Below are 26,412 nucleotides of genomic sequence, written 5' to 3' on the forward strand. Positions count from 1 at the left end.
AAGGCGAGCATGGCTGAACTCGACTTCGCCGGACCTGTGCTGTCGGAAGGCGGAACCTGGCGGTTCCCGCTCCATCAACCGCTGCGGCTGGACTCCGGCGCCCAGCTGGAAAACCTGGAGATCGCCTACCGCACCTGGGGCGAGCTGAACGCGGACGGCACGAACGCCATCCTGATCTGCCACGCCCTGACCGGCGACCAGCATGTGGCCGGAACCCATCCGATCAGCGGCAAGCCCGGCTGGTGGACCCGCATGGTCGGCCACGGCAGGCCGATCGATCCGGCCAAGCACTTCATCATCTGCTCGAACGTGGTCGGCGGATGCATGGGCTCGACGGGTCCCGCCTCGATAAGCCCGGCGACCGGCAAGGCCTACGGCCTGGCGTTCCCGGTGATCACCATCGCCGACATGGTGCGCGCCCAGGCCATGCTGGTCGAGGCCCTCGGGGTCGACACCCTGCTGGCCGTGGTCGGCGGCTCGATGGGCGGCATGCAGGTCCAGCAATGGGCGGCCGACTATCCGGACAAGCTGTTCAGCGCGGTGATCGTCGCCTCGGCCTCGCGCCATTCCGCCCAGAACATCGCCTTCCACGAGGTGGGCCGCCAGGCGATCATGGCCGACCCGGACTGGAAAGCCGGCGCCTACGCGGAGGGCAAGTCGCGGCCGGAAAAGGGCCTGGCCGTCGCCCGGATGGCCGCCCACATCACCTATCTGTCCGAACCGGCCCTGCAGCGGAAGTTCGGCCGCGAGCTGCAGCGCGACGGCCTGTCGTGGGGCTTCGACGCCGACTTCCAGGTCGAGAGCTACCTGCGCCACCAGGGGGCCAGCTTCGTCGACCGTTTCGACGCCAACTCCTATCTCTACATCACCCGGGCCATGGACTATTTCGACCTGGCCGCCAATCACGGCGGGGTGCTGGCCCAGGCGTTCGCCGGGGCGCGTCACGTGCGCTTCTGCGTGCTGTCGTTCACCAGCGACTGGCTCTACCCGACCGCCGAGAACCGCCACATCGTCCGCGCCCTGACCGCCGCCGGCTGCCGCGCGGCCTTCGTCGAGATCGAGAGCGACAAGGGCCACGACGCCTTCCTGCTGGACGAACCGGTGATGGACGCGGCGCTGCAGGGCTTCCTCGGTTCGGTGGAACGGGAGCGGGGGCTGTCCAAATGAGCCGTATGAACCAGACCCTCCCCCTGTGGGGGAGGCGGCCGAAGGCCGGTGGGGGGAGTTTTAGGGCGGCGCGTTCGGGACGTGATCGAAGCCGTATCACTCCCCCCTCCGTCGGCTTCGCCGACACCTCCCCCATAGGGGGAGGAGCGGGATGATCCGCGAGGACTTCAAGGAGATCCTGCGCCTGGTCCGCCCCGGCTCCCGCGTGCTGGACGTCGGCTGCGGCGAGGGCGTGTTGCTGGACCTGCTGACGCGGGAGAAGCAGGTCGATGGCCGCGGGCTGGAGATCAGCGCCGCCGGGGTGGCCGCCTGCATGTCGCGCGGCCTTTCGGTGGTGCAGGGCGACGCCGACCAGGACCTCGACCACTTCCCCGACCGCACCTTCGACTACGCGGTGCTGTCCCAGACCCTGCAGGCCACGCGCCGGCCGCGGCACGTGCTGGACGAGCTGCTGCGCATCGCCGACCGGGCCGTGGTGTCGTTCCCGAACTTCGGCCACTGGCGCGTGCGCTGGTCGCTGCTGCACCGCGGAAGGATGCCGGAGACCGAGGCCCTGCCCCTGCCCTGGTGGGCGACGCCCAACATCCACCTGTGCACCCTGGCCGACTTCCTGGCCCTGACCGAGGACCTGGACGTGCGCATCGACGCCTGCGCGGCGTTCGCGGGCGCCGGCCCGGCCCGGCAGATCGACCCGACCAAGGCCATCGAGAACTGGCGCGCCGAAAGCTGCCTGTTCCTGCTCAGCCGCAACCCCGCGCCGACTTCGGCGGAACCTCCAGCTCCCTCAGGCGATCTCTTCGACGGATGAAGCTTCGTCTCATGACCTACAACGTCCACCGCTGCGTGGGCACGGACCGCAAGCTCGATGTCGAGCGTGTGGCCGAGGTCATCGCTGCGGAAAACGCCGACGTGGTGGCGCTGCAGGAACTAGACGTCCGCCGGGCTCGCACCAAGGGTGTGGACCAGGCCCACCGCCTGGCCGAACTGCTGAAGATGCGCTCGCATTTTCACCCCGCCATGGCGGTGGAGGAAGAGCTCTACGGCGACGCCATCCTGACCGCCCTGCCCGAGAAGAAGGTCAAAGCCGACGGCCTGCCGCTGTATCCGCGCATTCCGGGCCTGGAGCCGCGCGGGGCCATCTGGATCACGGTTGAGGTCGGCGGCACGCCGGTGCAGATCATCAACACCCACCTGGGCCTGGCGCCCCCGGAGCAGAAGCGCCAGGCCGCCGCCCTGCTGGGCGAGCAGTGGATGGCGCACGAGGACTGGAAGGCCCCGGGCATCCTGCTGGGCGACTTCAACGCCAGCCCCTATTCGGCGACCTATCGCCTGCTGAGGACCGTCCTGCGCGACGCCCAGGGCCGTAGCGCGTCGTGGACGCGGACGCCGACCGCGACCTTCCCCTCGAGCTTCCCGTTCATGCGCATCGACCACGTCTTCCTGACCAAGGGCCTTGAGACGGTAGCGGTGCGCTCGCCGTACGGATCGTTGGCCAGAGCGGCCTCGGACCACCTGCCGCTGGTGGTCGACCTGGAGATCCGGGCGGAAGCCTGACGACCGACGCGCGCCATTTCCCAGGCGGCCAGATCGCTTCCACTGCTCTTGTAGCGATGGTAACGTTGTCGCCTGAGTTGTATTGGGGCATGGCATGGCGCGAACGACCTTGGACCTTGGCAAGTCGCCGCGCGTCAAGGCTCCGGCCCCGCCGCCGGACCCAACCAAGCCGTCGTGGATCTGGCCAGGCGACAACTATTTCAACCGCAAGTCCGCCACGCCGAGCGAGATGATGACGCCGCCAGAGGACGGCGCCCCGCGCCGCCGTTGCTCCTGGTTGGAAGGCGGCGTCTCGGTGCACGCCGACGGTAACGTCACCTGCGGCCTTGATGACCCCTACAGCCGGCGCACCTTCGGCAACGTTAATCGCCAAACCGTATCCGAGGTCTGGGCCAACCCCGAATACGAGCGGATGCAAAGCCGGCTGTGGGACGGCTGGCGCTGCGCCGAATGTAACCTATCCCAGGCGGTGGACGCCTCCGAGGACGGGCCGATGCCGGCGCGGGCGCTCTTGCCGACGACCTTGGTCGCCGAGGCCACCATCCGCTGCAACCTACGCTGCCCCCAGATCGCCTGCGTGCCGAACAACCATCGGGACGTCCGCACGCGCGACAGCGACTTCCTCAACCTCGACACCTTCCGGCGCACCATCGACGAGATCGGCTCGGGCCTGACGCACGTCTTCTTCTTTAACTACGGCGATCCGTTCGTGAACGTCGAGGCGGACGCGATGTTGACGCACCTGGGCCAGGTCGCGCCGCAGGCCTGGGGGCTGACCAGCACCAACGGCATTCCGCTGTCGAAGATGGAGCGGGCGCGGACCGTGGTCGCCTCCGGCGCGCTGGATCGCATGATCTTCACCATCGGCGGCGCCACCCAGGAGAGCTACGAACGCTACCATGTCGGCGGCCGCCTGGACCTGGCCCTGAAGGGCATGGCCAATGTGGTCCAGGCCAAGCGCGAACTGGGCGTCGACAAGCCCACCGTCGTCTGGCGCTATCTCACCTTCAATTGGAACGACGGCGACGAGGAGATCGCCGAAGCCGTACGGCTGTCGGAAGAGATCGGTGTCGACGAGTTCCGCTTCCACCTGACCCACGTTCCGCTGGAGGGCGTTTCCTGGCGCTTCTCCAGAGGCGGGCCCAACTTCCGGCGCTATCGCCGACATATCGATAACGCCTTCGGCTTCACGCACTTCACGGTCGAGCCCGACGAGGACGGTTTCTACCAACGGGAAGAGCTGGAATTCGGGACCGCGCGCTGGACCGGTTGGCAGGCGCGGCGACGGCTGCCCGTTCGCGACGGACGGGCCACTATCGAAGTCTCCACGACTCGGCCGGGCGCCGAGGGCCGCGACCATGTCTTTGTCCTGACTCCGTGGGCGAAAGTGAAGGTAGCGCTCAGGCCCGGCCGCTGGAGCAAGGTCGAGCTCGCCGTCGCCGATCCAACGCTGCGGATGCTGGAGGTCGAGTTGGTGACATTCGACCACTGGTTCCCAGCCGAGGAATGCGGGACCGACGACCGTCGATGCCTTGGCGTTCTCGTGCGAGAGCAGGACGAAACCGTCCACCGCCGAATCCCTTGGCCCCGGCTCCGCCATCCCGCGCTCGACGGCGGGGACGAGGCTCGCCTCGCCGGCTTCCGTTATCAGCCCCCCGAACCCCTCATCGACTGGTGAACCGCAGGCGGAGCGACGCGATCGTTTGATCAGGTCTGCAGGTGGTCGGGAAGACGCCCATCCGGAACACCCATCAGACGGTGCAGCTCGCGCTTGAGGCGTTTGCGGCGACCCCAGGGCCGCCAGGCGTCGGTGGGCGAGATGGCGTCGCCCAGGCTCCAGTCGGCGATGAACTGCTGGACGCCGGTCAGCGGCTTGATCGGCACCGGCGCCAGGCGGCGCGGCTGGCCGTCCTTGCGATCCAGTTCGTTGATCGTCGCGGCCAGGCCGCCGAGGCGGTCGTAGGTCTCCAGCACGTACTCTGTCTCGTGATCGAGGAAATGGCCGATCAGCCGGCCCATGAAGGCGCGGATCGCCGCGCGGCCGGTCTCGTCGGCCCCTTCGAAGGCGATGTCGCACTCGGTGTCCAGCCCGATCGATCGGTTGTTGAGGTTGGCCGACCCCAGCCGCAGCACCCGGTCGTCCATGATCGCCACCTTGGAGTGGACGATGATCGCGACCCCCTTGGGCGTGCGGGCGCTGAACGCCGAAAAGCGGCCGTGGACGTCGATCTCGCGCAGGCGGTTGATGGCCGAGGTGCGGGCGCTGTCCATGGTCATCTGGTCGAAATAGCTGGGGCTGTGGGCCGGGCCGACCGTCACCACCTCGGGCCCGTCCGGCTCGGCCAGGCGCTCGGCCAGGGCTTCGACGATGATCGGCGAGGTCAGGTACTGGTTCTCCAGATAGATCAGCCGCCGGGCCGACTTGATGCTGGCCAGGTGCATCAGCATCGTCTCGTTGACCTCCGGATCGTCCTTCCAGGCCGGCTGGGTGCGGCAGACGCCGACCGGCAGGTTGCGCAGGTCGGGGACCAGATGGTCCGGCCAGGGCGTTTCCTCGGGCTTTTCCGACCGCTCCAGCGCCTCGCCGGTCGATCTTCGCCAGCGGGCGATGAACAGGTCGCCCAGGGCCTCGGCGGCCTTGCCGTCGACCATCGCCGCCACCTCGTGGCGCGCCGGATAGTGGCGGCCGGTGGGCAGGCGGCGGCGGGGGTCGTTGTCCAGGTGTTGGGTGGTGTCCCAGCGGTCGACGCCGATGTCGCCGCCGCTGACCAGGGCCACCGAGCCGTCGACCACGACCACCTTCTGGTGATGGCTGGCGCTGGCCGGCAGGGTGTTGTCCAGGTGGTACTTCACCCGCGAGCCGGTGAAGAACACCTGGCCGCGATGGGGGCCGAACAGCTGCGAGGCGGCGATCGGGAACGGCATGTCCCAGACCAGGATCCGCACGTCGAGCGCCGGGTTCAGGGCCGCCTGGCGGCGCAGCAGCAGGCCGATGCGGTCCACGTGCCGGGGGTCGCGGCTCTTGCGGACCCGGTCGGGATCCAGGCGCGTCAGCGGGTCGAACACCCAGGCCAGGATCCAGATCGACCTCTTGGCCGACAGCAGGATCGACTTCAGCGCGTCGAACGCCTCGTCGTTGTCGATGAACAGCGCCAGCCGGTCGGCCTGCTCCACGCGCCAGCAGGTGGCGCCCGGCCTGAGCAACGAGGCCTTGGGCGGCGAAGCGGAGGTCAGCGAGGATGCGTCGTCGGCCATATCGCCCCTTTTGCCATGGAAATTCGTCAACGCGCGGACCCATGTTATGGCTCCGCTTGGATCGAGCCCAGACCCATGTTTGTTGGACGCGCATGACAGCCCAGAGGCCCGCCCCCCACGTCCTCGCCGACCGCAAGCGCCTGTGGGCCTTCTGGCTGGGCTGCCTGGTGGTCACCGCCGGCGTGGTCCTGCACCTGCCGATGTACCTGATGGGGGCCGACATCGGCTACCGACTGGCCGGCATGAAGATGGACCTGGGCATGACCGTGGGGATGCTGATCATCCCGCCCGGCTGCGCCCTGGCCGGCTGGGGCCTGCTGCCCCGGCGCGGCGTCGACCATCACCTGGAGCACACGATCGAGGTCACGCCGCCCGAGGACGCCCCGCTGTCGCTGGCCCACTGGGGCCTGATGCTGGTGCTGGTGGTGGCGCTGGTCATCGACATCATGAAGCCGGCCAGCCTGGGCTTCGTGGTGCCCGGCATGATCAAGGAATACGGGGTGACCAAGGCCATGGTCGCCTGGCTGCCGTTCGCCGCCCTGACCGGGACCGTGGCCGGTTCGATCATCTGGGGCGCCCTGGCCGACGTGTTCGGACGGCGGGCCTCGATCCTGCTGTCGGCGGTGATGTTCGTCGGCACCTCGATCTGCGGGGCCATGCCCGACTTCTGGTGGAACGTGATCATGTGCTTCATGATGGGCGCGGCGGCTGGCGGGCTGCTGCCGGTGGTCTACGCCCTGCTGGCCGAGACCATGCCGTCCAGGCACCGCGGCTGGGCCCTGGTGCTGGTCGGCGGCCTGGGGGCGGTGGGCGGCTACCTGGCCTCGTCCGGCTGCTCGGCCTGGCTGCAGCCGGTGTTCGGCTGGCGGATCATGTGGTTCCTGAACCTGCCGACGGGGCTGATCCTGATCGCCCTGTCCGGCCTCATTCCCGAATCGGCCAAGTTCCTGATGGCCATCGGCCGCCTCGATGCCGCCCACGCGGTGATGAAGCGGTTCGGCTCGGTGGTCCGCGAGAAGGAGGACCGGCCCGAGGATCACCATCACGTCCTGACCCCGCCGCCGGTCGAGCGGCGTTTCATCGGCAAGACCGCCGCCCTGAGCATCGCGGCGGTGGCCTGGGGCCTGGTCAATTTCGGCCTGCTGCTGTGGCTGCCGGCCGAGCTGGTCGCCGAGGGCCACAGCGTCGGCGTCTCCAGCCAGCTTCTGGCCAAGTCGGCCCTGATCGCCTTCCCGACGGTGTTCGTCTGCGCCTTCCTCTACAGCCGCTGGAGCACCAAGTGGTCGATGGCGGCGACGATTGCGGTCAGCGCTTTGGGCGTGGCCGGCGTGCTGACCATCGGCCCCGACGTCAGCCCGGTGCTGCCGGTGGCTCTGATGATCATCGGCACCAACGGCCTGCTGGCCATCCTGCTGCCCTATACGGCCGAAAGCTTCCCCTTGCGGATCCGCGGCCGGGCCACCGGCTGGGTGGCGGCGTGCAGCAAGTCGGGCGGGCTGATCGCCCAGCTCCTGGGCATCCTGGCGGCCGTGCCACCGCTGAAGGTCGCCGCCCTGATGATCATCGCCCCGCTGGCCCTGGCCCTGGTCCTGGTGGCCTGGTTCGGGACCGAGACGCGCGGGCGGGATTTGCGGGAACTGGAGGGGTAGGCTTCCTGCGTCCTTCGAGGCTCGGCTTCGCCTCGCACCTCAGGATGAGGAATTCAGTAGCAACAAAGCGCCTCATCCTGAGGCGCCCGCGCAGCGGGCCTCGAAGGACGCAGTGAGGATCAGCCCGCGATCGCCGCGGCGTCGCGTTCGCCGGTGCGGATGCGCAGGGCCTGCTCGAGGTCCAGCACGAACACCTTGCCGTCGCCGATCTTGCCGGTGTTGGCGGTGCGCTGCAGGGCCTCGACCACCGGCTCGACCACGTCGTTGGCCACCGCGATCTCCAGCTTGACCTTGGGCAGCAGCTTCACCTCGTACTCGGCGCCGCGATAGACCTCGGTCTTGCCCTTCTGCCGGCCGTAGCCGCGAACCTCGGTGACCGTCAGGCCCGAGGCGCCCGCCTCGGTGACCGCCTCAAGCACGGCGTCCAGGCGACTGGGCTTGATAACGGCGACGATCATCTTCATGGCGCGGCTCCCGCTGACGACGGCTTGTTCTACGGCTTGAAGCTAGGCCCGGGAATCGATGGCTCCAAGGGCCTAGCGGCATTTAGAGTACCCGGCGCCTTTCGAACAGGCGCCGTCCTGACCGGAGCGGGGCCGCCCGGCGAGGGCGCGAGCACGCCCGGCGCGAACACCCGCACGCGGGCGCGGCTGCCGCGCGGCTTGACCGCGAAGGTCTGCTTGACCGCCTCCATCAGGATCAGGCCCGCGAAGCGCGGCCACAGGCGGGCCCCGACCTGCTCGAACCCCTCGGCCCAGCGCGCGGCCACCCCCAGGGGCGGGGCGTAGAGGGCGCGGGTCCAGCCGGCGGGCTCCAGGTCGGCCTCGCGCAGCAGGGCCTCCAGCTGATGGCGGCTGAACGGACGGCCATGGCCGAAGGGCGTGCCCTCGGCCCCCGCCCACAGGCCGTCGCGCGAAGCCACGGCGACGATCAGGCGGCCGGACGGCGCCATCACCCGCCAGATCTCGCGCAGCACCGCGCCCGGATCGTCGGCCTCCTCCAGCGCGTGGACCGCCAGGATGCGGTCGAACATGGCGTTGGGGAACGGCAGGGCCGTCTCCTCGACCAGGGTGGCGGCGTTGGCCCCGCCGTTGGGCCACACCTCGACGCCCTGGGCGGCCGGCATGGCGGCCACCACCCGGCGGGCCTGGGTGCGGGCCTTGTCGAGAAACGGCGTGGCGTAGCCCAGGCCCAAAACGTCCAGCCCGCGCGCGTCGCCCCACGCTTCCTCGACCTTGCGGCCCAGCATCTCGCGGGCCGCGCGCCCGAGCGGACTGGCGTAGAAGGCTCTGAGATCGAGCACGTCGCGGCGCATTGAGTCTCCCGATCGATCGCATCATCTATGTAGGCGGGCGGGCCCCTGGCGTCACGTCCCCGTCCACCAAAAGGACTTGGCCCTGTCCGGAGTCGAAACCATGTCGCTGACCGTTCACCAGTTTCCCTGCCTGTCGGACAATTACGGCTTTCTCGTGCGCGACGACGCCACCGGGACGACGGCGACCATCGACACGCCCGACGCCGACGCCATCCTCGCCGAACTTGCCAAGCTGGGCTGGACCCTGGACCTGATCCTCAACACCCACTGGCATCCCGACCACGCCGGCGGCAACGCCGCGATCCAGGCGGCGACCGGCGCCACGGTGGTCGGCCCGCGGGAGGTGACCCGGATCGCCCCGCTCGACCGTCCCGTCGGCCAGGGCGACACGGTGATGCTGGGCGAGACGTCCCTGTCGGTGATCGACACCGGCGGCCATACCCTGGGGCACATCGCCTATCACGACGCCGCCGACCGCATCGCCTTCGTCGGCGACACCCTGTTCGCCCTGGGCTGCGGCCGCCTGTTCGAGGGCACGGCCGAGCAGATGTGGGGTTCGCTGTCCAGGCTGGCCGCCCTGCCCGACGACACCACGGTCTATTGCGCCCACGAATACACCGCCTCGAACGCCCGCTTCGCCCTGTCGGTGGACGACGCCCCGGCGCTGAAGGACCGGGCCGAAGCGGTGTTCGCCGCCCGCGAGCGCGGCGAGCCCACCGTGCCCACGACCATCGGCCTGGAGAAGGCGACCAATCCGTTCTTGCGCGCCCCGCTGCTGCGCCCCCATCTGCCCCCGGCCGAAGCGTTCGGCGAGATTCGCGCCGCCAAGGACGGCTTCAAGGGATGAGCTTTATGGGTTCTGGCCCCCAGGGCCTTTCCGGGGATCTGGGCGGCAAGGAGATCATCCGCCTGCTCGACCTGCAGCCGCACCCCGAGGGCGGCTGGTATCGTCGGACCTTCGAGGACGAGGCGCTGGTCGACGGCCGCCCGGCCTCGACGGCGATCTACTACCTGCTGCAGGCCGAGGAGATGTCGGCCTGGCACCGGATCGACGCGGTCGAGACCTGGCACTGGTACGCCGGCGCGCCGATCTCCCTGACCCTGGCGCCGCCCGACGGCGTCGGCATGACCGCCCACACCCTGGGCCCGGACCTGCGCGCCGGCTGCCGACCGCAGCTGATCGTGCCGACCGGCTGGTGGCAGACCGCCGTCAGCCTGGGCGCCTGGACCCTGGTCGGCTGCACCGTCGCGCCGGGCTTCCGGTTCGAGGGCTTCGAACTGGCGCCGGAGGGATGGCGGCCGACGGCATAGGCCGAGCCGGACGCCCCCTCCGTCACGATGCGTATTCGCATCGCGCCACCTCCCCCGCGATGCGGGTGAGGAGGAAGCGGGCCTGTTCTTCTCCCCCGTGAAACGGGGGAGGTGGCGGCGAAGCCGACGGAGGGGGCGTCCTCGGCCGAAAGCCTCGCGGAGCGGTTCGTCAAGGCGCGATGGACGCCGGCTCGGCGGCCGGTTCGGGGTTGGTGTCGTCCGAGCCGTGCGACCATTTCTTGAGGATCGGCGACAGGGCGAGGAACAGCACGCCGATGACGATCGAGATCAGGCCGATCACCTTGAACACCAGCAGCGACTGAACCATGGCCGCGGCCGGGTCCAGCACCTGGCCGCCGATGGTCTCGCTGGACGCGATGGCCGCGATCCAGCCGCCGAACAGATTGGCCATGGCCAGGGCCATGTACCAGACCGCCATCACGAACGAGACGATCGACAGCGGCGACAGCTTGGTCATCTGCGACAGGCCGACCGGCGACATGAACATCTCGCCCGAGGTGTGCAGCATGTACATGACGACCAGGAAGACCAGCGGCATGCGGAATGCGCCGTCGGCGAAATGGGCGCCGATCAGCAGGATCAGGAAGCCCGCGCCGACCTGGATCAGCGACAGGCCGAACTTGACCATCGGGCCCGGGTTGCGGCCGCGTTTGCCCAAGACAGTCCAAAGGGCCGCAAAGACGGGGGCGAAGATCAGGATCCAGCCGGCGTTGATCGCCTGGGTCTGGGCGGCGTTGAACGCGGTATTGACCCACAGCTTGCCGGCCGTGCTCCAGCCCGCCGCCGCCAGCTGCTCGGGCGAGCCCAGCACGACCGCGCCGCCGAACCACTTCACCGGCTGTGACAGCAGGGTCAGGTTGACGTTGGTGGCGGCGAACAGGTTCAGGGACGAGCCGGCCTGTTCGAACAGGGTCCAGAACACCACCGCGCCCAGCACCAGCACCGTGGCCAGCAGCAGCCGCTCGCGCTCGACCTTCTCGCACTTGGCGAAGGCGAACCACAGGATGTAGCCCAGCGAACCGAACATGCCGGCGATCAGGGTGACGTTCACCACCGGGGTGAACTGGACCAGGAAGAAGACCAGCCCGACCACGCCCAGCGAAGCGGCGTAGATCACGCCCTCCCGATTGATCGGGCCCAGCATCGGGGCCTTCAGCCTGCCCAGTTCCGGCGGCTCGCCCTTGCCCAGCAGCCAGGGCTTGCCCAGCACGAAGACGATGAAGCCGGCCAGCATGCCGATGCCGGCCATGCCGAAGCCCGCCGCCCAGCCGAGGTTGACGCCCAGCAGGCCGCAGAGGATGGCCGCCCAGAACGAGCCCAGGTTGATGCCGTAGTAGTAGAGGGTAAAGCCCGGATCGCGGCGCGGATCGCCCTGCGGATAGAGCTGGCCCACCAGGGTGGCGACATTGGCCTTCATGAAGCCCACGCCGACGATGATCAGCGACAGCGCCAGCCAGAAGATGTTCAGGTACAGCGGATCGCGGTCCTTCACGCCCAGCTTGTACTGGCCCTTGGGCAGGACGCCCGGCAGGACGGACTGGGCCGGCAGGTTCTTGATCTCGAAATCGCCCTTCTCGTTGGCGGCGACCTCATAGGGCTTGTCGCCCACGACGATCCTGGCGACGCGCGCCTCGCCGCGGCCCTCGACCTGGAATTCGTAGGTCTGGCTGGCGTAGGTCAGGGTCTGGGTGGCCGGACGTCCCTCGACCGCCATGGTCAGGTGTCCCGCCACCAGCAGGATGGCGCCGAAGGCCACGGCCTTGCGGGTGCCCAGATAGCGGTCGGCCAGGAAACCGCCCAGCAGCGGCACGATATAGACCAGCGAGGTGTAGGAGCCGTAGTGGCCGCTGGCGACCTTGGGGTCGAACAGGAAATGCTGGGTCAGGTAGAAGATCAGCAGCCCGCGCATGCCGTAGTAGGAGAACCGCTCCCACATCTCGGCCAGGAAGCAGATGATCAGGCCGCGCGGATGGCCTCGCAGCAGCTGGATAAGCACGGGGACGCCGGTCACCAGGGTGACCAGGATGCCGGCGGCGACAACGATATTCATTCACGAACCTTGAAACGTACAAGCGAGCGGGCGACCAGCAGGTGGTTTCGCCCTCTCCTCCCCAATCGGCGGGGAGAAGATCACGGCGCTTTGGGTTTCACAAGCAATGGCTTGCCGCTTCGGAGCCCCGTTACCGTCCCGTGCGTTTGATAGGCGTCACCTCGTCTCGCGGGAGAATTCAGCCATGGACGTCACCCATCAGGACCACCCGATCACCTGCGCCAAGGAGCCCGGCCGGGTCCAGGTGCTGTTCGAGGGCCACAGCATCGCCACCAGCGACGACGTGCTGGTGCTGCGCGAGGCGGGGCACGAGCCGGTCCGCTATTTTCCCCGCGAGCACGTGGCCATGGCCTTCCTGGGAAAGACCGACAAGGTCACCCACTGCCCCTACAAGGGCCAAGCCTCGTACTACACGATCATGCGCGACCGGCAGATCGTCGAGAACGCCGTCTGGTCGTACGAGGACCCGCTGCCCGGCATGGGCCGGATCGCCGGCCGGCTGGCCTTCTATCCCGAGCATTTCGACTTCCAGGTCGGCGCGCGGTCGGCGTCGGACACCGAGGCCGCCGACCACGGCCGGCCCGAGGCGGCCAACGCGCCGGCCCGCGGCGTCGACGACGTGGTCCGGCACACCGACAGCGGCTCGGGCGCCAGCCAGGCCGAGCACTGGGACGCCAATGTCTCCATACCCGACGACGAAGCCTGGGAAGGCGACGACATCCGCGAGGACGGCCCGTCGCCGGTGGCCAAGCCCTATGAAGGAACCGGATCCATCTAGGCCCCGTTCAAGGAACCTGAACCATAAAACGTTCGTTAACCTTTGAAGCGCTGCAATGACGGCAACGCTCAAGCGTGAAGCCTCCCGCAGAGAGGCCTCCTGGGAGAAACGTCGTGGCTTACATCGGTTATGATCCCGGTTTGCGTCCCTCGTCCGGCCGGACGCGGCCGCGCCCCGCCGGCGCCCGGTTCGCCTGGGAACGCCTGGCGCTGTTGGCCACCAGCACCCTGGCCTGGTTCGGGATCATCGCCGCGCTCCGCGCGATCTTCTAGAGCCGTAGCCGGCTTCAAACCGACCGTGGACCTCAGTAGGCGAAGTCCTCGAACACCCGGTTGATGTCACCCTTCCACGCGCCGTCATAGAGCGCCAGCAGCCGTTCGGCCGGCGTGATGCCGGTGGCGGCGATCTCTTCCAGGTCGCCCAGATAGATCGTCTCGTCCAGGAAGCCGCCGTTCAGGTGGGCGCGGGCCTTGAGGCCCTGCTTGGCGATGGCCACGAAGTCCTTGGCCACGTCCTGGGCCGAACGCCCGGCGACCTGGGCCTTGAGGCCCAGTCTCGGCACCTCGCGGCGCAGGCCGGCGCGATCCTCGGCCGTCCAGTGCTTGCAGAGGTCCCAGGCCGCGGCCAGGGCCGCGTCGTCGTAGAACACCCCCGTCCACAGGGCCGGCAGGGCGCAGAGACGGCTCCACGGCCCGGCGTCGGCGCCGCGCATTTCCAGATAGGTCTTCAGCCGCACCTCGGGGAACAGGGTCGTGGTGTGGTCGGCCCAGTCCTTGATCGAGGCGCGCTCGCCCGGCAGTTCGGGGATCTTGCCGTCGATGAAATCGCCAAAGCGGCGGCCGGCCAGGTCGATGTACTTGTCGCCGCGCTTGGCGAAGTACATCGGCACGTCCAGGGCGTAGCGGGCGTAGCGCTCGAAGTCGAAGCCGTCCTCGAACACGAAGTCCAGCAGGCCAGTGCGGTCGGCGTCGGTGTCGGTCCAGACGTTGGCGCGGGCCGACAGGAAGCCGTTGGGCTTGCCCTCGGTGAACGGCGAATTGGCGAAAAGAGCGGTGGCGATCGGCTGCAGGGCCAGGCTCATCCGGAACTTGGCGACCATGTCGGCTTCGCTGGAGAAGTCGAGATTGGCCTGCACCGTGCAGGTGCGCAGCATCATGTCCAGGCCCAGCCCGCCGACCTTGGGCATGTAATTGCGCATGATCACATAGCGGCCCTTGGGCATCACCGGCACCTGGTCCCGCCGCCACAGCGGCGAGAAGCCCAGCCCCAGGAAGCCCAGGCCCAGCTCGTCGGCCACGGTCTTGACCTCATCCAGGTGCTGGCCGGTCTCCTCGCAGATGTCGTGCATGGTCTTGAGCGGCGCGCCGCTCAGCTCGAACTGGCCGCCCGGCTCCAGGCTGACATTGGCGCCGTTGCGCTCGAGGCCGATGATCGTCGGGCCTTCCATCACCGGCTTCCAGCCGAAGCGCTGCAAACCCGTCAGCAGAGCGTGAACGCCCTTGTCGCCTTCATAGGGAACCGGCGCGTGCGAGCCCAGATAGAAGCCGAACTTCTCGTGCTCGGCGCCGACCCGGAACTGGTCCCTGGGCTTGGAGCCCTGGGCGAAATAGGCGGTCAGATCGTCCAGCGTCAGCGGACGCTCCTGGCTCACGGCTTCGGCCATCGGCCCTCCCCAAAACACGCATCCAGAGGGAGGAACGCTCCTCCGACCCGCCCGCGAACTGTCGTGCTGCGCAGTTGGGCGTTTTCTTAGCGAACCTCAAGGGGGACGGACAGGGTTTCGCGACGAGCAAGGCTTTGCCCCAGCTCGGGCGGCGTCGGCCGACCACGGAACGGATGCTGCTCGGACGAGGGTTTAAGGCGGCGAGGCCGGCAGCGCGGCGCCGGTTCGCCGGGCGGTTTCGTCGCTCATTTCGAGCACGAAACGGTTAAGGGCTCCGTCCTCGTCGCGACCCTCCAGATTGAAAAACAGCTGCGTTGTGTGAAGGCCGGGGGTGATCGAAACCTCGTCGATCCGCAGCGGCAGCCGAGCCAGGATTCGTGCGGGAGCCTGAGTCTTGCTGTCCGCGAAGGCGACGATGACGGTTTCCGACGTCTTGGCCGGATGCATCAGGCCGATAAAAAAGAGCGCTCCACCGGCGTAGACCGGCCAGGTCGCGCCAGCCTGAAAGCCCGCCAGCACCGGACGCGCGCCGTGTTCGGCGGCCAAGGCGGCCCCTGGCGCCAGGTCGCGAGCTTGCGGTTTGAAGACCATGTTCCAGCGGGAGCGATTGGCGTCAAACGCGTTCCAGCCCGAGGGGCCCTCGACGACGAAGCCGCAGGCGTGCCGGCTTCCGACTCCTGGCTGCACGACAAGTTCCCGGAAACGGGCGTCCGAGGACCGGATCGTCAGCCCATAGCCCCGATAGGCCAGATCTCCGATGGCGACAGCGGGCCGCTCGCCGGAGACCGGGGTCGGCAAAGGCCGCCCGCCAAGCCTTTCGGACGGGATGCTCGACAGACTGATGGCGATCGGCTCGTTCAGACGGGCCGCGAAGGCCGTGCAATCTTCACCCGCCAAGACGCCGGCGAGCATGAGCGCAACGATCATCAGAGCTCTCCGAGGATAGTGCGGGCGCTGTATGGCCCGACAGACGCAACCTCAGGCTACAAAGTTTCAGGGCCGGGACAAGGACCGCGACAAGGATGTTCGAAGGTTTCGCCTACCGCCAGTCCCCCGCCGCCGCCTGCCACAGGGTCATCGCCGCGATGGCGGCGGTGTCGGCCCGCAGGATGCGCGGGCCCAGCGAGACCGGGATCACGAACGGCAGCGAGCGCAGGCGCTCGCGCTCCTCCGGGGCGAAGCCGCCCTCGGGGCCGATCAGGATGGCGGCCGGGGCGCCCTTCTTTTCTTGGGGCGTGCCCGCCAGCGCCTCGATCATCGGCCGGGCGTCGCCGCCCTCGTCGCAGAAGACCAGGCGACGGGCCGGATCCCAGCTGTCGAGGATCTTGTCCAGCTTCTGCGGGTCGTCGACGGCCGGGACGTCCAGGCGGCCGGTCTGCTCGGCGGCCTCGATGGCGATGGCGTCCAGGCGTCCCAGCTTGAGGAAGTCGACATTGGTCCGCCGGGTTTGGGTCAGGCGCACCCGCCGGGCGCCCAGTTCGGCGGCCTTCTCGACGATGGTCTCGACCCGGCCGCGCTTGACCATGGCGATCACCAGGTCGAGGTCGGGGCCGTAGGCCTGGGGCCGCGTCTGTTCCTCGGCCCTCAGCAGGCAGCCGCGCTTGCCCGCCTCGGTCAGGCTGGCGCGCCACTCGCCGTCCTGGCCGTTGAACACCAGGATCTCGTCGCCGACATTGAGCCGCATCACCGCGGTCAGGTAGCGCGACTGGTCGATGGTGGGCGCGACGCCGGCGCCGGCCTTGAGGGGGTGGGGAACGAAAAGACGGATCATGCGGCCCTTCTAGCGCAACTGAGCGATCCGGGGGTAGGCTCCAGCCATGAGCAAGCTCGAAGACTACGAAGCCGAACTCCGCGACCTGCAGCTGGCGTTGATCGGCTTGCAGAAACAGGCGATCAAGGACGGCTGGAAGACGGTCACCCTGTTCGAGGGCCGCGACGCCGCCGGCAAGGACGGGGCCATCGCCCGCCTGACCGAGCACGCCCATCGCCGCGCCACCCGCGTGATGTCCCTGCCCACCCCCAGCGACCGCGAGCGCAGCGAATGGTACTTCCAGCGCTATGTCCGCCATCTGCCGGCCGCGGGCGAGGCCGTGGTCTTCAACCGCTCCTGGTACAACCGGGCGGGGGTCGAGCGGGTGATGGGCTTTTCCACCCCGCAGGAGCAGGAGCAGTTCCTGCGCGACGTGCCGGCCTTCGAGCTGATGCTGGTCGACAACGGCATCAAGCTGACCAAGTTCTGGCTCGACATCGACCAGGACACCCAGGCCGAACGCCTGAAGGCCCGCCGCGACGAACCGCTGAAGGCCTTCAAGGTCAGCGACCTGGACGCCGTGGCCCAGGCCAAATGGGACGACTATTCGGCGGCCCGCGACGAGATGCTGATCCGCACCCACTCCACGCCCGCCCCGTGGGTCTGCGTCCGCGCCGACCACAAGAAGGCCGCGCGGCTGAACATCCTGCGCTGGCTGCTGCACGTCTCGGCGCCGAAGAAGCTGCTGAAGGGGATTCCCCAGCCGGACCCGGAGGTGATCTTCAGGTTCGAGCCGGCGGCGCTGACGGACGGACGGCTGGCGCGGTAGATCCTCCCCCTGTGGGGAGGTGTCGGCGTAGCCGACGGAGGGGGGAGCGATCGGGAGCTCGCCCCGCCAGGATCGACGGCCCAAAGCCTCCCCCCACCGATCGCTGCGCGATCGCCTCCCCCAGAGGGGGAGGGTTCTAATCCACGTCCCAGGCGAACGCCGGATCCAGCCACTCCCCCAGCCGGCCGTCCGGCCGCGCCAAGGCGAAGATCCGCGCCATCTCGGCGTCCGACAGGGCGAAGTCGAAGATGTCGAAGTTCTCGGCCAGCCGCGCCGGGTTGCTCGTCCGCGGAATGGTGGCCACGCCCTGCTGGACCTGCCAGCGCAGGGTCACCTGGCCCGGGGTCTTGCCGTGCGCCTCGCCGATCTCGACCAGCGCCGGGTCGCTCGCCACCTTGCCCTGGGCCAGGGGCGACCAGGCGGTGATCGTCGAGCCCATCGCCCGGGCCTTGGCGATCAGGGTCTTCTGCGACAGGTAGGGATGGTACTCGACCTGGTTGGTGGCGATCGGCGCCTCGGACGCCGTCTGGGCCTTGGCCATCAGGGCGGACGGGAAGTTCGACAGGCCGATGGCGCGGGTCAGGCCGCGGGCGTGGACGTCGTTCAGCGCCGCCAGGGTCTCGGCCAGGGCCGGCCTGGGCTTGGGCCAGTGCAGCAGCAGAAGGTCGACCCGCGGCACCCCCAGGCGCTTGAGGCTGACCTCGACCGAGCGCTGCAGGTCGCCCTGGGCGAACTGGTCGACCCAGACCTTGGTGGTCAGGAAGATCTGGTCGCGCGGCACGCCCGTCGCGGCCAGCGCCGCCCCGACGTCCTGCTCGTTGCGATAGGCCTGGGCGGTGTCGATATGGCGGTAGCCCAGCTCCAGGGCCTTCTCGACCATGGCCTGGGCGGCCGCGCCCTCCAGCTGCCAGGTGCCCAGGCCGACGACCGGCATGGCCACGTCGCCCGCGCGGAGGTCGGGGATCAGATGAGGCATGACGGGTCTCCGGGAAGGGCTCAGGCCGATATAGGCGCTTGCGGCCGTCGCGCCAGCCGCCGTTGCAGGTGCTGCAGGCCGGTCAGGGCCAGGGTCGCGGCGTAGAAGCCCGCGCCCATCAGCAGCATGGTCACGAGCACCGTGCCGTAGCCGCGCTTGCCCACGTCGAGGAACGGATAGGGATAGAAGCCCGTCGCCGCCCCGTGGACCAGCGACCATGCGCCGTAGGCCAGGGGAAAGACCAGCGCCTTCCAGGCCGAGCGCCACTTGGCCGCCTCGCCCGGCGGAAAGGCCAGGAAGTCGGCCAGGAACAGGGCCGGGGTCATGGTGTGCAGCAGGGTGTCGGCGAGCAGCTGCAGGCCGGTCGGCCGCCACAGCCCCGCCAGCAGGGTGTGGTAGATCGCCGCCGTGATCGCGATATAGACGCCGACCGCCACGCGCGTCCCGGCCCGCTCGGCCCATCGCCCCAGCGGCCGATCGGCGGCCAGAACCGGGGCGGCCAGCAGGGTCCCCACCGCGATGTTGCTGAGCACCGTGAAGAAGCTCAGGAACTTGACGGCCGCGTGGGCGGCCTCGGCCGGCGGGCGGCCATGGAGCATCAGCCAGAACTGCAGGAGCACGCCCGACCAGACGACCGCCGCCGCCCCGCTTCGCCAGAGCATCTTCATGCCGTCTCCGCGTCATGGGCCTTGAGCAGCTTGCGCGGCGCCGTCGCCCGCCACCGGCGCTCGATCAGCCGCTCCACCGTGCCGGCCTCGACCCGCGACAGGCGGATCAGGACATAGGGATAGCCCTTGTAGTGATCGGTGACGAAGAAGGTCTCGGGCTCGGCCTCGATCAGCAGCTCGCGCTCGTCGAAACCGACGCCGGGGCAGACCAGGGTGTCGCCGTCGTCCCACACGCGGGTCAGGAACTTGCCATGCGCCTTCAGGCACGGATGGCCATAGGCCGTTCCGTCGGCGACGCCGGGCAGTTTGAAGGCGAAGGCGCGAACGTCCTCGAAGGTCATGACCAAAATCCTGGGTCGTCGCTCGTGGCGCGACTATAGGAGGAAGATGGACGCTGAAAACACCCCCTCCCCTTCGGTCCAGGCGCCGTCGGGCCTCGCCTCGCCGGTCCTGGTGCTGGGCGCCACCAGCCTGATCGGCGGCTTCATGCTGGCGCGGCTGAACGCCCTGGGGATCACGCCGATCTCGCTGAGCCGGCGCCCGCCCACCGACGACGTCTGCTGGGTGGACGGCGACCTGTCCGATCTGGACCTGGCCGACGAGCTGCCGCCGCTGGCCACGGTGCTGTCGCTGTCGCCGCTCTGGCTGCTGCCCGGCGCCCTGCCGGCCCTGAAGGCGCGCGGCATGACCCGGCTGGTGGCGTTCTCCTCGACCAGCCGCTTCACCAAACAGGACTCCGTCGAGCCCTCCGAGCGCGCCGTGGCCCGGTCGCTGGCCGAGGCCGAGGCGGGGGTCGAGGCGTTCTGCGCCGAGCACGGCGTGGCCTGGACGATCCTGCGGCCGACCCTGATCTATGTCGAAGGCCGCGACGGCAATGTCAGCCGCCTGGCCAGCCTGATCCGGCGGTTCAAGGTGCTGCCGCTGTCGGGCCGGGGCGAGGGCCTGCGCCAGCCGGTGCACGCCGACGACCTGGCGCAAGGCGCGATCGCCGCCGCCCGGGCGCCGGCCGCCTGGAACAAGGCCTATGACCTGGTCGGCGGCGAGACCCTGACCTATCGCGTCATGGCCGAGCGGATCTTCGCGGGCCTGGGCCGCCGCCCGGCGATCCTGCCCCTGCCGCCCTGGCTGTTCCGCCTGCTGCTGACCCTGGCCAAGCCGTTCTATCCGGGCGCCACGGCGACCATGGCCGACCGCATGGCCCAGGACCTGACCTTCGACGACGCCCCGGCGCGCCGCGACTTCGGCTGGGCGCCGCGGGACTTCCGGCCGCGGTTCTGAGGGGGGCTAGAGGCGAGACCTCCTCATCGTTGTCATCCCGGAAAGCGCGCAGCGCTTGTCCGGGACCCAGGACAACCGCACCGCCTTCGCCCAGTCCCCTGGGTCCCGGACAGCCTCTGCGAGGCTTCCGGGATGACAACCCGGGGGAAGTTCAGGGACCAGCGGCCGCCCTAGACGTCGCTCAGCACCATGGCGAACGGGACCTTGCCGCCGTCGCGGTCGACATAGCCGCTGACCAGCTTGTGGTCGGGGTTCAGCACGCCCAGGTCGACGTCCTCGGTGGGGAACATCACCACCCGGCGGTCGCCGATGCAGATCAGCAGTTCGTAACCGTCGAGGGCCCGCTGCGACATGGCCTTCAGCCGCGAATAGTAGGGCTCGCGCCGCCAGGCGGCCGGCTTGCCCGGATCGACCACGACGTTCAGCCGCTTGCCGTCGCGGTCGGGGTACATCAGGAAGCCGGCCTTGTCGGGCCGCCAGGCGGCGTCCAGCTTCTCGGAGGTCAGCCACAGGCAGTGGAAACCCCGGCAGGCCTGGGGCCGGGCCGCGTAGTCGCCGCAGCCCGAGCCCTTGCGGAACACGCCGCACCACTGGCCCGCCGGCTTGTCCAGTTCGCCGATGTGCAGGACCTTGCAGCACATGCCGCAGTCGCCGCAGGTCTTGGCCTGGTCCACCGTCGTTTCGCTCCAATCGTCCGGTGACGGATCTATCGCGGTTTCGTGACGGTTTTTCACGCCCTGGTCCCAAACGGCGTCGAATCGTCGCCGGGGTGATGACGAGGGCGGGCGAAACGCCTACCTGTAGGCCCATGACCGCACCCATCACCGCCCCCTCCCTGCTGGCCTCGGCCAATGTCGATCCCGAACGCGCCCGCGCCATCCTGGGCGAGGCCCTGGCCGGCGCCGACGACGGGGAGCTGTTCGTCGAACGCTCCGAGAGCGAGTCCTTCGTGTTCGACGACGGTCGGCTGAAGAGCGCCTCCTACGACTCGGGCGAGGGCTTCGGCCTGCGGGTGGTGGCCGGCGAGACCGCCGGCTACGCCCATTCCGCCGAGATCTCGGAAGCCGCCATCGGCCGCGCCGCCGACTCGGCCCGGCTGGCCCGCCGCGGCTATGCCGGGGTCAGCGCCGAAGCCCCGCGCGCCACCAACGAACGGCTCTACGGCGAGGACGATCCGGTCTCCTCCCCCGCCTTCTCCGACAAGGTCGCCCTGCTGCAGGAGATCGACGCCTTCGCCCGCTCGCGCGATCCGCGCGTCGTCCAGGTGATGGCCTCGATGGCCGGCGAGCGCCGGGTCGTCGAGATCCTGCGCGCCGACGGCCGGCTGCTGCGCGACGTGCGGCCGCTGGTGCGGGTCAATGTCCAGGTCACGGTCGAGAAGGACGGCCGCCGCGAGGCGGGCACGTCCGGGGCCGGCGGCCGCGCCGGCTTTTCCGCCTGGATCAGCCCCGACAAATGGAAAGCCCAGGTCGACGAGGCGCTGCGCATGGCCCTGGTCAATCTCGACGCCGTGGCCTGCCCGGCCGGCGAGATGGACGTGGTGCTCGGCCCCGGCTGGAACGGCGTGCTGCTGCACGAGGCGGTCGGCCACGGCCTGGAAGGCGACTTCAACCGCAAGGGCATCAGCGCCTTCTCCGGCCGCATCGGCGAGCGGGTGGCCGCCAAGGGGGTCACGGTGTTCGACGACGGGGCGATCCCCGGTCGCCGCGGCTCGCTGACCATCGACGACGAGGGCACGCCCACCGAGCGCACCATCCTGATCGAGGACGGGATATTGGTCGGTTACATGCACGACCGGATGAGCGCCCGACTGATGGGCATGGCCGCCACCGGCAACGGCCGCCGCCAGTCCTACGCCCACATGCCCATGCCGCGGATGACCAACACCGGCATGCTGGCCGGCCAAGACGATCCGGCCGAGATGATCGCCTCGATGAAGCGCGGCCTCTACTGCGCCAATTTCGGCGGCGGCCAGGTCGATATCACCAACGGCAAGTTCGTCTTCCAGTGCACCGAGGCCTATCTGGTCGAGGACGGCAAGATCACCGCCCCGGTCAAGGGCGCCACCCTGATCGGCGACGGCCCCAGCGCCCTGACCAAGGTGACGATGATCGGCAACGACTTCGACTTCGACCCCGGCATCGGCGTCTGCGGCAAGTCCGGCCAGGGCGTGCCGGTGGGCGTGGGTCAGCCGTCGCTGAAGATCACCGGCCTGACGGTGGGCGGCACGGCGGTCTAGAGGCGTCGACCGGAGGGACCTCGACATGGCGGCGGAAGACATGGCTGCGGAAGACGGGGCGGCGGAAGACGGGCTTGGCCGCGCCATCCGCCTGGTGGCGGTGCTGAACCTGGCCTATTTCGGCGTGGAGTTCGCCGTCGCCCTGCACATCGGCTCGGTCTCGCTGCTGGCCGACAGCGTCGACTTCCTCGAGGACGCCGCGGTCAATTTCCTGATCTTCGCTGCGCTAGGGTGGAGCGCGCGGCGCAGGGCCCAGGTCGGCATGGCGCTGGCGGGCCTGCTGCTCGCGCCCGCCCTGGCCTTTCTGTGGGCCGTGTGGCGCAAGTACGCCGACCCGGTCCCCCCCGAGGCGCTGCGGCTCACCCTGACCGGGGCAGGCGCCCTGGCCGTCAATCTTTACTGCGCCTTCACCCTGGCGCGGTTCCGGCATCATTCGGGCAGCCTGACCAAGGCGGCGTTCCTGTCGGCCCGCAACGACGTCCTGGCCAATGTCGCGATCATCGCCGCGGGCGCGGCGACGGTCCTCACCCGCTCGCCCTGGCCCGACCTGGTGATCGGCTTGGGGATCGCGTGCATGAACATCGACGCCGCCAAGGCGGTCTGGACGGCGGCCCACGGCGAGCGGAAAGCCGTGGGCGCGCGGCCGGAACCCTGAGGCAAAACCTTGTCCTGGAAGGGCAAAGCGGACTCCGCCAAGGTGATCGGCGGAAACATTTCACAAATGTAATCCACCTTTCAGTTTTGTAACTAGGCCTGGAGCAGCCGGGCCGACAGGGTCGCGGCCAACAAAGCGGGGGCTTTGGGGGTTCCGCGTCATGAGTCTTGCTTCCGTCGTCTTCGCCTTGGGCCTGGCCGCGCCCGAAGCCCAGGTCGCCGCGCAGTCCGCCACGCCCCCTGTCCCGCTCGAGGTCGCCGCGCCCGCCGCCGACGCCCAGCGCGGGGTGACGGCCTATCCGCCCGACTTCTTCGCCGAGCAGCGACCCAGCACGGCCTACGACATGATCACCCGCCTGCCCGGCTTCCGGCTGGACCGCGGCGACAGCGCCCGCGGCTTCGCCGGCACGGCCGGCAACGTGCTGGTCAACGGCGAGCGTCCCACCACCAAGAGCGAGAACCTCGAAGATATCCTCAAGCGCATCTCGGCCTCGGCCGTCGAGCGCGTGGAGCTGATCCGCGGCGGGGCTCCCGGCATCGACATGCAGGGCCAGACCATCCTGGCCAATGTGGTGATCAAGTCGACCGTGCAGGTCGAGGCGGTCGCCAACATCCAGACCTATCTTTATCCGGACGGCCTGTTCGGACCGCTGCTGGAATTCCAAGCCTCGCGCCGCGACGGGATCAACGAGCTGGAGGGCTCGTTGAAGGCCACCGTCGACCGCACCGACCAGACCTTCGACGGCGGCGCCCGGGTGACCAGCTTCCCCGACGGCCGCCCGACCATCCGCGAAGCCGTCAAGGGCTACGACCAGATCCAGAACTATGCGGCGCGCGGCGCCATCCAGCGGGCCGCGCCCGGCGGCAAGGTCCGGGTCAACGGCAAGGTCGAGTACTTCTCGTACGATCGCGACGTCGTCTACACCCGCTACCAGCCCGGTCCCGGCCGCCAGGACAGCGGCGAGACCAACAAGGAGTGGACCGGCGAGTTCGGCGCCCGCTACGACGCGCGGCTGGGCCCGCGCACCGACCTGCAGCTGGTGTTCCTGCAGAACCTGGGCGACGAGACCTACGGCTCGACCTTCGCCATGCCAGGCCGCGCCGAGGTCTATCGCGAGCGCGACAAGACCGGCGAGAGCATCCTGCGCGGCGAACTCAAGCATCGGCGCTCGCAGGCGCTGTCGCTGGAGGGCAGCGTCGAGGGCGCCTACAATTTCCTGGACGGCGACATCCGCTACGACGTCAACGGCGCGCCGGTCGACATCGGTCCGCCGCATGTGAAGGTCGAGGAGCTGCGCGGCGAGGCGGCCGGCAAGGCCGTCTGGCGGGCCAGTCCGAAGCTGACCATCGAAGCCGGCGCGCGGCTGGAGGTCTCGCGCATCACCCAGAGCGGCGGCGTCGACCTGGAACGCAGCTTCTTCTACCCCAAGCCGCGGGTGCTGGCGACCTGGAGCCCCAACAGCGTCGACCAGCTACGCGTGCGGGTCGAGCGCGAGGTCGGGCAGCTGGACTTCGGCGACTTCATCGCCTCGGCCGACCTGACCGCCGGCAGCCAGGACGGCGCGGACGCCAACCTGGAGCCCCAGCGCTCGTGGGTCGGCGAGGTCGCCTGGGAGCGGCGGTTCTGGGGCGCGGGCTCGATCTCGACCACCCTGACCCATGCCGAGATTTCCGACGCCGTCGACTACAAGCCCCTGATCGGCGGCGGCGACGCGCCCAGCAACATCGGCTCGGGCCGGTCCGACCAGTTCGTGATCCTGGTGACCCTGCCGACCCAAAAGCTGGGGATCTCCGGCGGCCAGGTGAAGGCCCGCCTCAGCTGGTTCGACAGCGAGGTCACCGACCCGGTCACCTTCGCCAAGCGCCGCATCACCAACGCCACGCCGTTCGTCTGCAACCTCAGCTTCACGCGCGACATGCCGGGCGGCAAATGGAGTTGGGGGACCTCGACCAACTGCCCCAACGAATACAGCCGCTTCCGCCTCGGCGAAGTGCGCACCCAGCGCGCCGAGCGATATTTCGAGGGCTTCGTAGAATGGAAGCCCGGCCCCGACCTGACCGTGCGCACCACCCTGTCCAACTGGAGCTCGCGCAACGTCACGCGCGAGCGGGTGATCTACAAGGGCTCGCGCGCCGACAACGTCATCGACCGCATCGAGTACCGCTCGCTGCCGTTCGAACCGTATCTGTTCGTCCAGGTCCGCAAGCGGCTGGGGTGAGGCTGTGCGTCCTTCGAGGCCCGCTGCGCGGGCGGCTCAGGATGAGGAGCGTTGTTGCTGAATTCCTCATCCTGAGGTGCGAGCCGTCAGGCGAGCCTCGAAGGACGCACCGCGCCCTACTTGTTGACGATCTTGATGATCCGCTTGGACGACGGCCGGCCCGACAGGCCCTTGCCGGGGGCGTAGGTGACCGTCAGGTCGCCGCCCTTCAGGGCCGCGCCGGGCTTGTGGCCCTCGGCCAGCAGGACGCGGGACACGCGGGCCAGCAGGCCTCGGTCGCCGTCGCGGGCCATGCGCTCGAAGGCTTCGGCGGTGACGGTGGCGGTGTCGGCGACCAGCACCGAGGTGGCGGGGGTGGCGTCGTCGACGGTCTCGAACGACACCCGGTGCTGGGCGGCGCGGCTGGCCCGGGCGCTGGCCTGGACCAGCCGCTGGAACAGGGCGTTGACCGAGATGAACGGCGGCGGCTGGATCGAGCTGGCCCTGCCCGTCAGGGCCGCGGCGTCGCCGCCCGGCCGCTCGCGGGTGAACAGGGTCATGCCGCCCAGCTTGCTGGCCCGCAGCACCGGCTCGCCCAGCTCGTTCTTGTAGATGGTGTCGCCGCGCGGGGCCGGCTGGGGCGACAGCACCCAGACCTCGGAGCTGTTCTCGAACTTCATCAGCGGCTGGGGCGCGGCCCGGTCCAGGATGAAGGCGTCGCCGGTCTCGGCGACGTAGCGGGCGATGGGCGGAGCGGGCGCCTTGCGGACCTCGCCGCGGTTGCCGAAGAACGCGTCGCGCAGGCTGGACTGGGCGTTCGCCGCGCCGCCCGTGGCCGCGAGGGCGAACGCCAGCAGCATCCCGCAACGCCCTGGCCCCGTCATCACAGCCGATCGACTCTTCATCCCCAGGGTCATGCCTGGGGACTGGGGCGAATCTTGGACGCCGAAGACCTTGTTGCCGCCACGCAATTTCCCGAAGACGTCATGAAATGCTTGGAAAGATTACCCCGCCGGTAGGAATCTTCGAACCGGCGGGGAGTCTTCGTCAAGTCGGC

General features: G+C 69.3%; 26 protein-coding genes and 1 pseudogene. 15 read left to right on the forward strand and 12 right to left on the reverse strand.

The window, feature by feature from the left end:
* The first annotated feature begins 9 nt into the window (after positions 1 to 9).
* From metX to ACSQ2G_RS16415, 4 genes are all read left to right on the forward strand, one after another.
* Positions 10 to 1,167: a homoserine O-acetyltransferase MetX gene (metX, locus tag ACSQ2G_RS16400; RefSeq protein WP_436032632.1), complete on the forward strand. Its 1,158-nt coding sequence runs from the start codon at positions 10 to 12 to the stop codon at positions 1,165 to 1,167.
* A gap of 151 nt (positions 1,168 to 1,318) precedes the next feature.
* Positions 1,319 to 1,975 carry a methionine biosynthesis protein MetW gene (metW, locus tag ACSQ2G_RS16405; RefSeq protein WP_436032634.1) on the forward strand — a complete coding sequence of 219 codons (657 nt, stop codon included), beginning with the start codon at positions 1,319 to 1,321 and terminating at the stop codon, positions 1,973 to 1,975.
* Entirely contained in the window at positions 1,972 to 2,721 is a 750-nt protein-coding gene (locus tag ACSQ2G_RS16410; RefSeq protein ID WP_436032636.1) for an endonuclease/exonuclease/phosphatase family protein, read from the forward strand. Before metW ends, ACSQ2G_RS16410 begins: the two co-directional genes overlap by 4 nt.
* Positions 2,722 to 2,998: 277 nt before the next feature.
* Positions 2,999 to 4,399, forward strand: coding sequence for an SPASM domain-containing protein (locus ACSQ2G_RS16415; RefSeq protein WP_436032638.1), 1,401 nt, complete (start codon positions 2,999 to 3,001; stop codon positions 4,397 to 4,399).
* Between the two features lie 29 nt (positions 4,400 to 4,428).
* Here the strand turns inward: ACSQ2G_RS16415 and ACSQ2G_RS16420 are convergent, their stop codons facing one another.
* Positions 4,429 to 5,976, reverse strand: a complete 1,548-nt coding sequence (locus tag ACSQ2G_RS16420; protein WP_436032640.1) for a phospholipase D-like domain-containing protein — start codon at positions 5,974 to 5,976, stop codon at positions 4,429 to 4,431.
* Between the two features lie 92 nt (positions 5,977 to 6,068).
* Here ACSQ2G_RS16420 and ACSQ2G_RS16425 point away from each other — a divergent pair, with 92 nt between their 5' ends.
* Both ACSQ2G_RS16425 and ACSQ2G_RS16430 read left to right on the forward strand, forming a co-directional pair.
* Positions 6,069 to 7,625, forward strand: a complete 1,557-nt coding sequence (locus ACSQ2G_RS16425) for an MFS transporter (RefSeq protein WP_436032642.1) — start codon at positions 6,069 to 6,071, stop codon at positions 7,623 to 7,625.
* A pseudogene (locus tag ACSQ2G_RS16430) lies at positions 7,603 to 7,746 on the forward strand (hypothetical protein); the annotation flags it as partial. The gene ACSQ2G_RS16425 and the pseudogene ACSQ2G_RS16430, both read left to right, overlap by 23 nt.
* On the opposite strand, the gene ACSQ2G_RS16435 reads toward ACSQ2G_RS16430, so the two are convergent.
* The gene (locus ACSQ2G_RS16435; protein ID WP_028038154.1) at positions 7,745 to 8,089 is read right to left on the reverse strand and encodes a P-II family nitrogen regulator; all 345 of its coding nucleotides are present in this window, start codon (positions 8,087 to 8,089) and stop codon (positions 7,745 to 7,747) included. The pseudogene ACSQ2G_RS16430 and the gene ACSQ2G_RS16435 sit on opposite strands and share 2 nt — an antisense overlap.
* A 29-nt stretch (positions 8,090 to 8,118) precedes the next feature.
* Positions 8,119 to 8,940, reverse strand: a complete 822-nt coding sequence (locus ACSQ2G_RS16440; protein ID WP_436032645.1) for a class I SAM-dependent methyltransferase — start codon at positions 8,938 to 8,940, stop codon at positions 8,119 to 8,121.
* A 100-nt stretch (positions 8,941 to 9,040) separates the two neighbouring features.
* Between ACSQ2G_RS16440 and gloB the strand changes: the two genes are divergently transcribed.
* Positions 9,041 to 9,787, forward strand: a complete 747-nt coding sequence (gene gloB, locus ACSQ2G_RS16445; RefSeq protein WP_436032647.1) for a hydroxyacylglutathione hydrolase — start codon at positions 9,041 to 9,043, stop codon at positions 9,785 to 9,787.
* Complete coding sequence (locus ACSQ2G_RS16450) at positions 9,784 to 10,251, forward strand: cupin domain-containing protein (RefSeq protein ID WP_436032648.1); 468 nt, start codon at positions 9,784 to 9,786, stop codon at positions 10,249 to 10,251. The genes gloB and ACSQ2G_RS16450 overlap by 4 nt, the downstream gene beginning before the upstream one ends.
* Before the next feature lie 169 nt (positions 10,252 to 10,420).
* Here the strand turns inward: ACSQ2G_RS16450 and ACSQ2G_RS16455 are convergent, their stop codons facing one another.
* Positions 10,421 to 12,322: a peptide MFS transporter gene (locus ACSQ2G_RS16455; protein WP_436032650.1), complete on the reverse strand. Its 1,902-nt coding sequence runs from the start codon at positions 12,320 to 12,322 to the stop codon at positions 10,421 to 10,423.
* 184 nt (positions 12,323 to 12,506) lie between these two features.
* On the opposite strand from ACSQ2G_RS16455, the gene ACSQ2G_RS16460 reads away from it, so the two are divergent.
* Entirely contained in the window at positions 12,507 to 13,100 is a 594-nt protein-coding gene (locus ACSQ2G_RS16460; protein ID WP_436032652.1) for a DUF427 domain-containing protein, read from the forward strand.
* Positions 13,101 to 13,213: 113 nt separating this feature from the next.
* On the forward strand, positions 13,214 to 13,372 hold the full coding sequence (locus ACSQ2G_RS16465) for a hypothetical protein (RefSeq protein WP_436032654.1): 159 nt from the start codon (positions 13,214 to 13,216) through the stop codon (positions 13,370 to 13,372).
* Between the two features lie 32 nt (positions 13,373 to 13,404).
* Here the strand turns inward: ACSQ2G_RS16465 and ACSQ2G_RS16470 are convergent, their stop codons facing one another.
* The 3 genes from ACSQ2G_RS16470 to ACSQ2G_RS16480 all read right to left on the reverse strand — a co-directional run bounded on the left by ACSQ2G_RS16470 (position 13,405) and on the right by ACSQ2G_RS16480 (position 16,534).
* Positions 13,405 to 14,763: a glutamate--cysteine ligase gene (locus ACSQ2G_RS16470; protein ID WP_436032656.1), complete on the reverse strand. Its 1,359-nt coding sequence runs from the start codon at positions 14,761 to 14,763 to the stop codon at positions 13,405 to 13,407.
* A gap of 192 nt (positions 14,764 to 14,955) precedes the next feature.
* Positions 14,956 to 15,690, reverse strand: coding sequence for a hypothetical protein (locus tag ACSQ2G_RS16475; protein WP_436032658.1), 735 nt, complete (start codon positions 15,688 to 15,690; stop codon positions 14,956 to 14,958).
* A gap of 112 nt (positions 15,691 to 15,802) precedes the next feature.
* Positions 15,803 to 16,534, reverse strand: coding sequence for a 16S rRNA (uracil(1498)-N(3))-methyltransferase (locus tag ACSQ2G_RS16480; protein WP_436032660.1), 732 nt, complete (start codon positions 16,532 to 16,534; stop codon positions 15,803 to 15,805).
* Positions 16,535 to 16,580: 46 nt separating this feature from the next.
* Here ACSQ2G_RS16480 and ppk2 point away from each other — a divergent pair, with 46 nt between their 5' ends.
* Positions 16,581 to 17,342, forward strand: coding sequence for a polyphosphate kinase 2 (ppk2, locus tag ACSQ2G_RS16485; RefSeq protein WP_436032662.1), 762 nt, complete (start codon positions 16,581 to 16,583; stop codon positions 17,340 to 17,342).
* A gap of 136 nt (positions 17,343 to 17,478) precedes the next feature.
* On the opposite strand, the gene ACSQ2G_RS16490 is transcribed toward ppk2, so the two are convergent.
* From ACSQ2G_RS16490 to ACSQ2G_RS16500, 3 genes are read right to left on the reverse strand one after another with little or no spacing between them, the layout of a single operon-like run.
* Positions 17,479 to 18,318, reverse strand: a complete 840-nt coding sequence (locus tag ACSQ2G_RS16490) for an aldo/keto reductase (protein ID WP_436032664.1) — start codon at positions 18,316 to 18,318, stop codon at positions 17,479 to 17,481.
* A gap of 20 nt (positions 18,319 to 18,338) precedes the next feature.
* Entirely contained in the window at positions 18,339 to 18,986 is a 648-nt protein-coding gene (locus tag ACSQ2G_RS16495) for a Pr6Pr family membrane protein (RefSeq protein ID WP_436032666.1), read from the reverse strand.
* Entirely contained in the window at positions 18,983 to 19,327 is a 345-nt protein-coding gene (locus ACSQ2G_RS16500) for an MmcQ/YjbR family DNA-binding protein (protein WP_436032668.1), read from the reverse strand. The genes ACSQ2G_RS16495 and ACSQ2G_RS16500 overlap by 4 nt, the downstream gene beginning before the upstream one ends.
* 46 nt (positions 19,328 to 19,373) lie before the next feature.
* Between ACSQ2G_RS16500 and ACSQ2G_RS16505 the strand changes: the two genes are divergently transcribed.
* Positions 19,374 to 20,264: an NAD-dependent epimerase/dehydratase family protein gene (locus ACSQ2G_RS16505; RefSeq protein ID WP_436032670.1), complete on the forward strand. Its 891-nt coding sequence runs from the start codon at positions 19,374 to 19,376 to the stop codon at positions 20,262 to 20,264.
* 170 nt (positions 20,265 to 20,434) lie between these two features.
* On the opposite strand, the gene ACSQ2G_RS16510 is transcribed toward ACSQ2G_RS16505, so the two are convergent.
* Positions 20,435 to 20,938, reverse strand: coding sequence for a YkgJ family cysteine cluster protein (locus ACSQ2G_RS16510; RefSeq protein ID WP_436032672.1), 504 nt, complete (start codon positions 20,936 to 20,938; stop codon positions 20,435 to 20,437).
* A 134-nt stretch (positions 20,939 to 21,072) separates the two neighbouring features.
* Between ACSQ2G_RS16510 and tldD the strand changes: the two genes are divergently transcribed.
* The 3 genes from tldD to ACSQ2G_RS16525 all read left to right on the forward strand — a co-directional run bounded on the left by tldD (position 21,073) and on the right by ACSQ2G_RS16525 (position 25,376).
* Positions 21,073 to 22,503: a metalloprotease TldD gene (gene tldD / locus ACSQ2G_RS16515; RefSeq protein ID WP_436032674.1), complete on the forward strand. Its 1,431-nt coding sequence runs from the start codon at positions 21,073 to 21,075 to the stop codon at positions 22,501 to 22,503.
* A 25-nt stretch (positions 22,504 to 22,528) separates the two neighbouring features.
* The gene (locus tag ACSQ2G_RS16520; protein ID WP_436032676.1) at positions 22,529 to 23,158 is read left to right on the forward strand and encodes a cation transporter; all 630 of its coding nucleotides are present in this window, start codon (positions 22,529 to 22,531) and stop codon (positions 23,156 to 23,158) included.
* 160 nt (positions 23,159 to 23,318) lie between these two features.
* Entirely contained in the window at positions 23,319 to 25,376 is a 2,058-nt protein-coding gene (locus ACSQ2G_RS16525; RefSeq protein ID WP_436032678.1) for a TonB-dependent receptor plug domain-containing protein, read from the forward strand.
* A gap of 116 nt (positions 25,377 to 25,492) precedes the next feature.
* On the opposite strand, the gene ACSQ2G_RS16530 is transcribed toward ACSQ2G_RS16525, so the two are convergent.
* On the reverse strand, positions 25,493 to 26,215 hold the full coding sequence (locus ACSQ2G_RS16530; RefSeq protein ID WP_436032680.1) for a DUF4908 domain-containing protein: 723 nt from the start codon (positions 26,213 to 26,215) through the stop codon (positions 25,493 to 25,495).
* Positions 26,216 to 26,412: the final 197 nt, after the last annotated feature.

Origin of the sequence: Caulobacter sp. LjRoot300, from assembly GCF_964253875.1 — a bacterium.
In the GTDB taxonomy this organism is placed as follows: domain Bacteria; phylum Pseudomonadota; class Alphaproteobacteria; order Caulobacterales; family Caulobacteraceae; genus Caulobacter.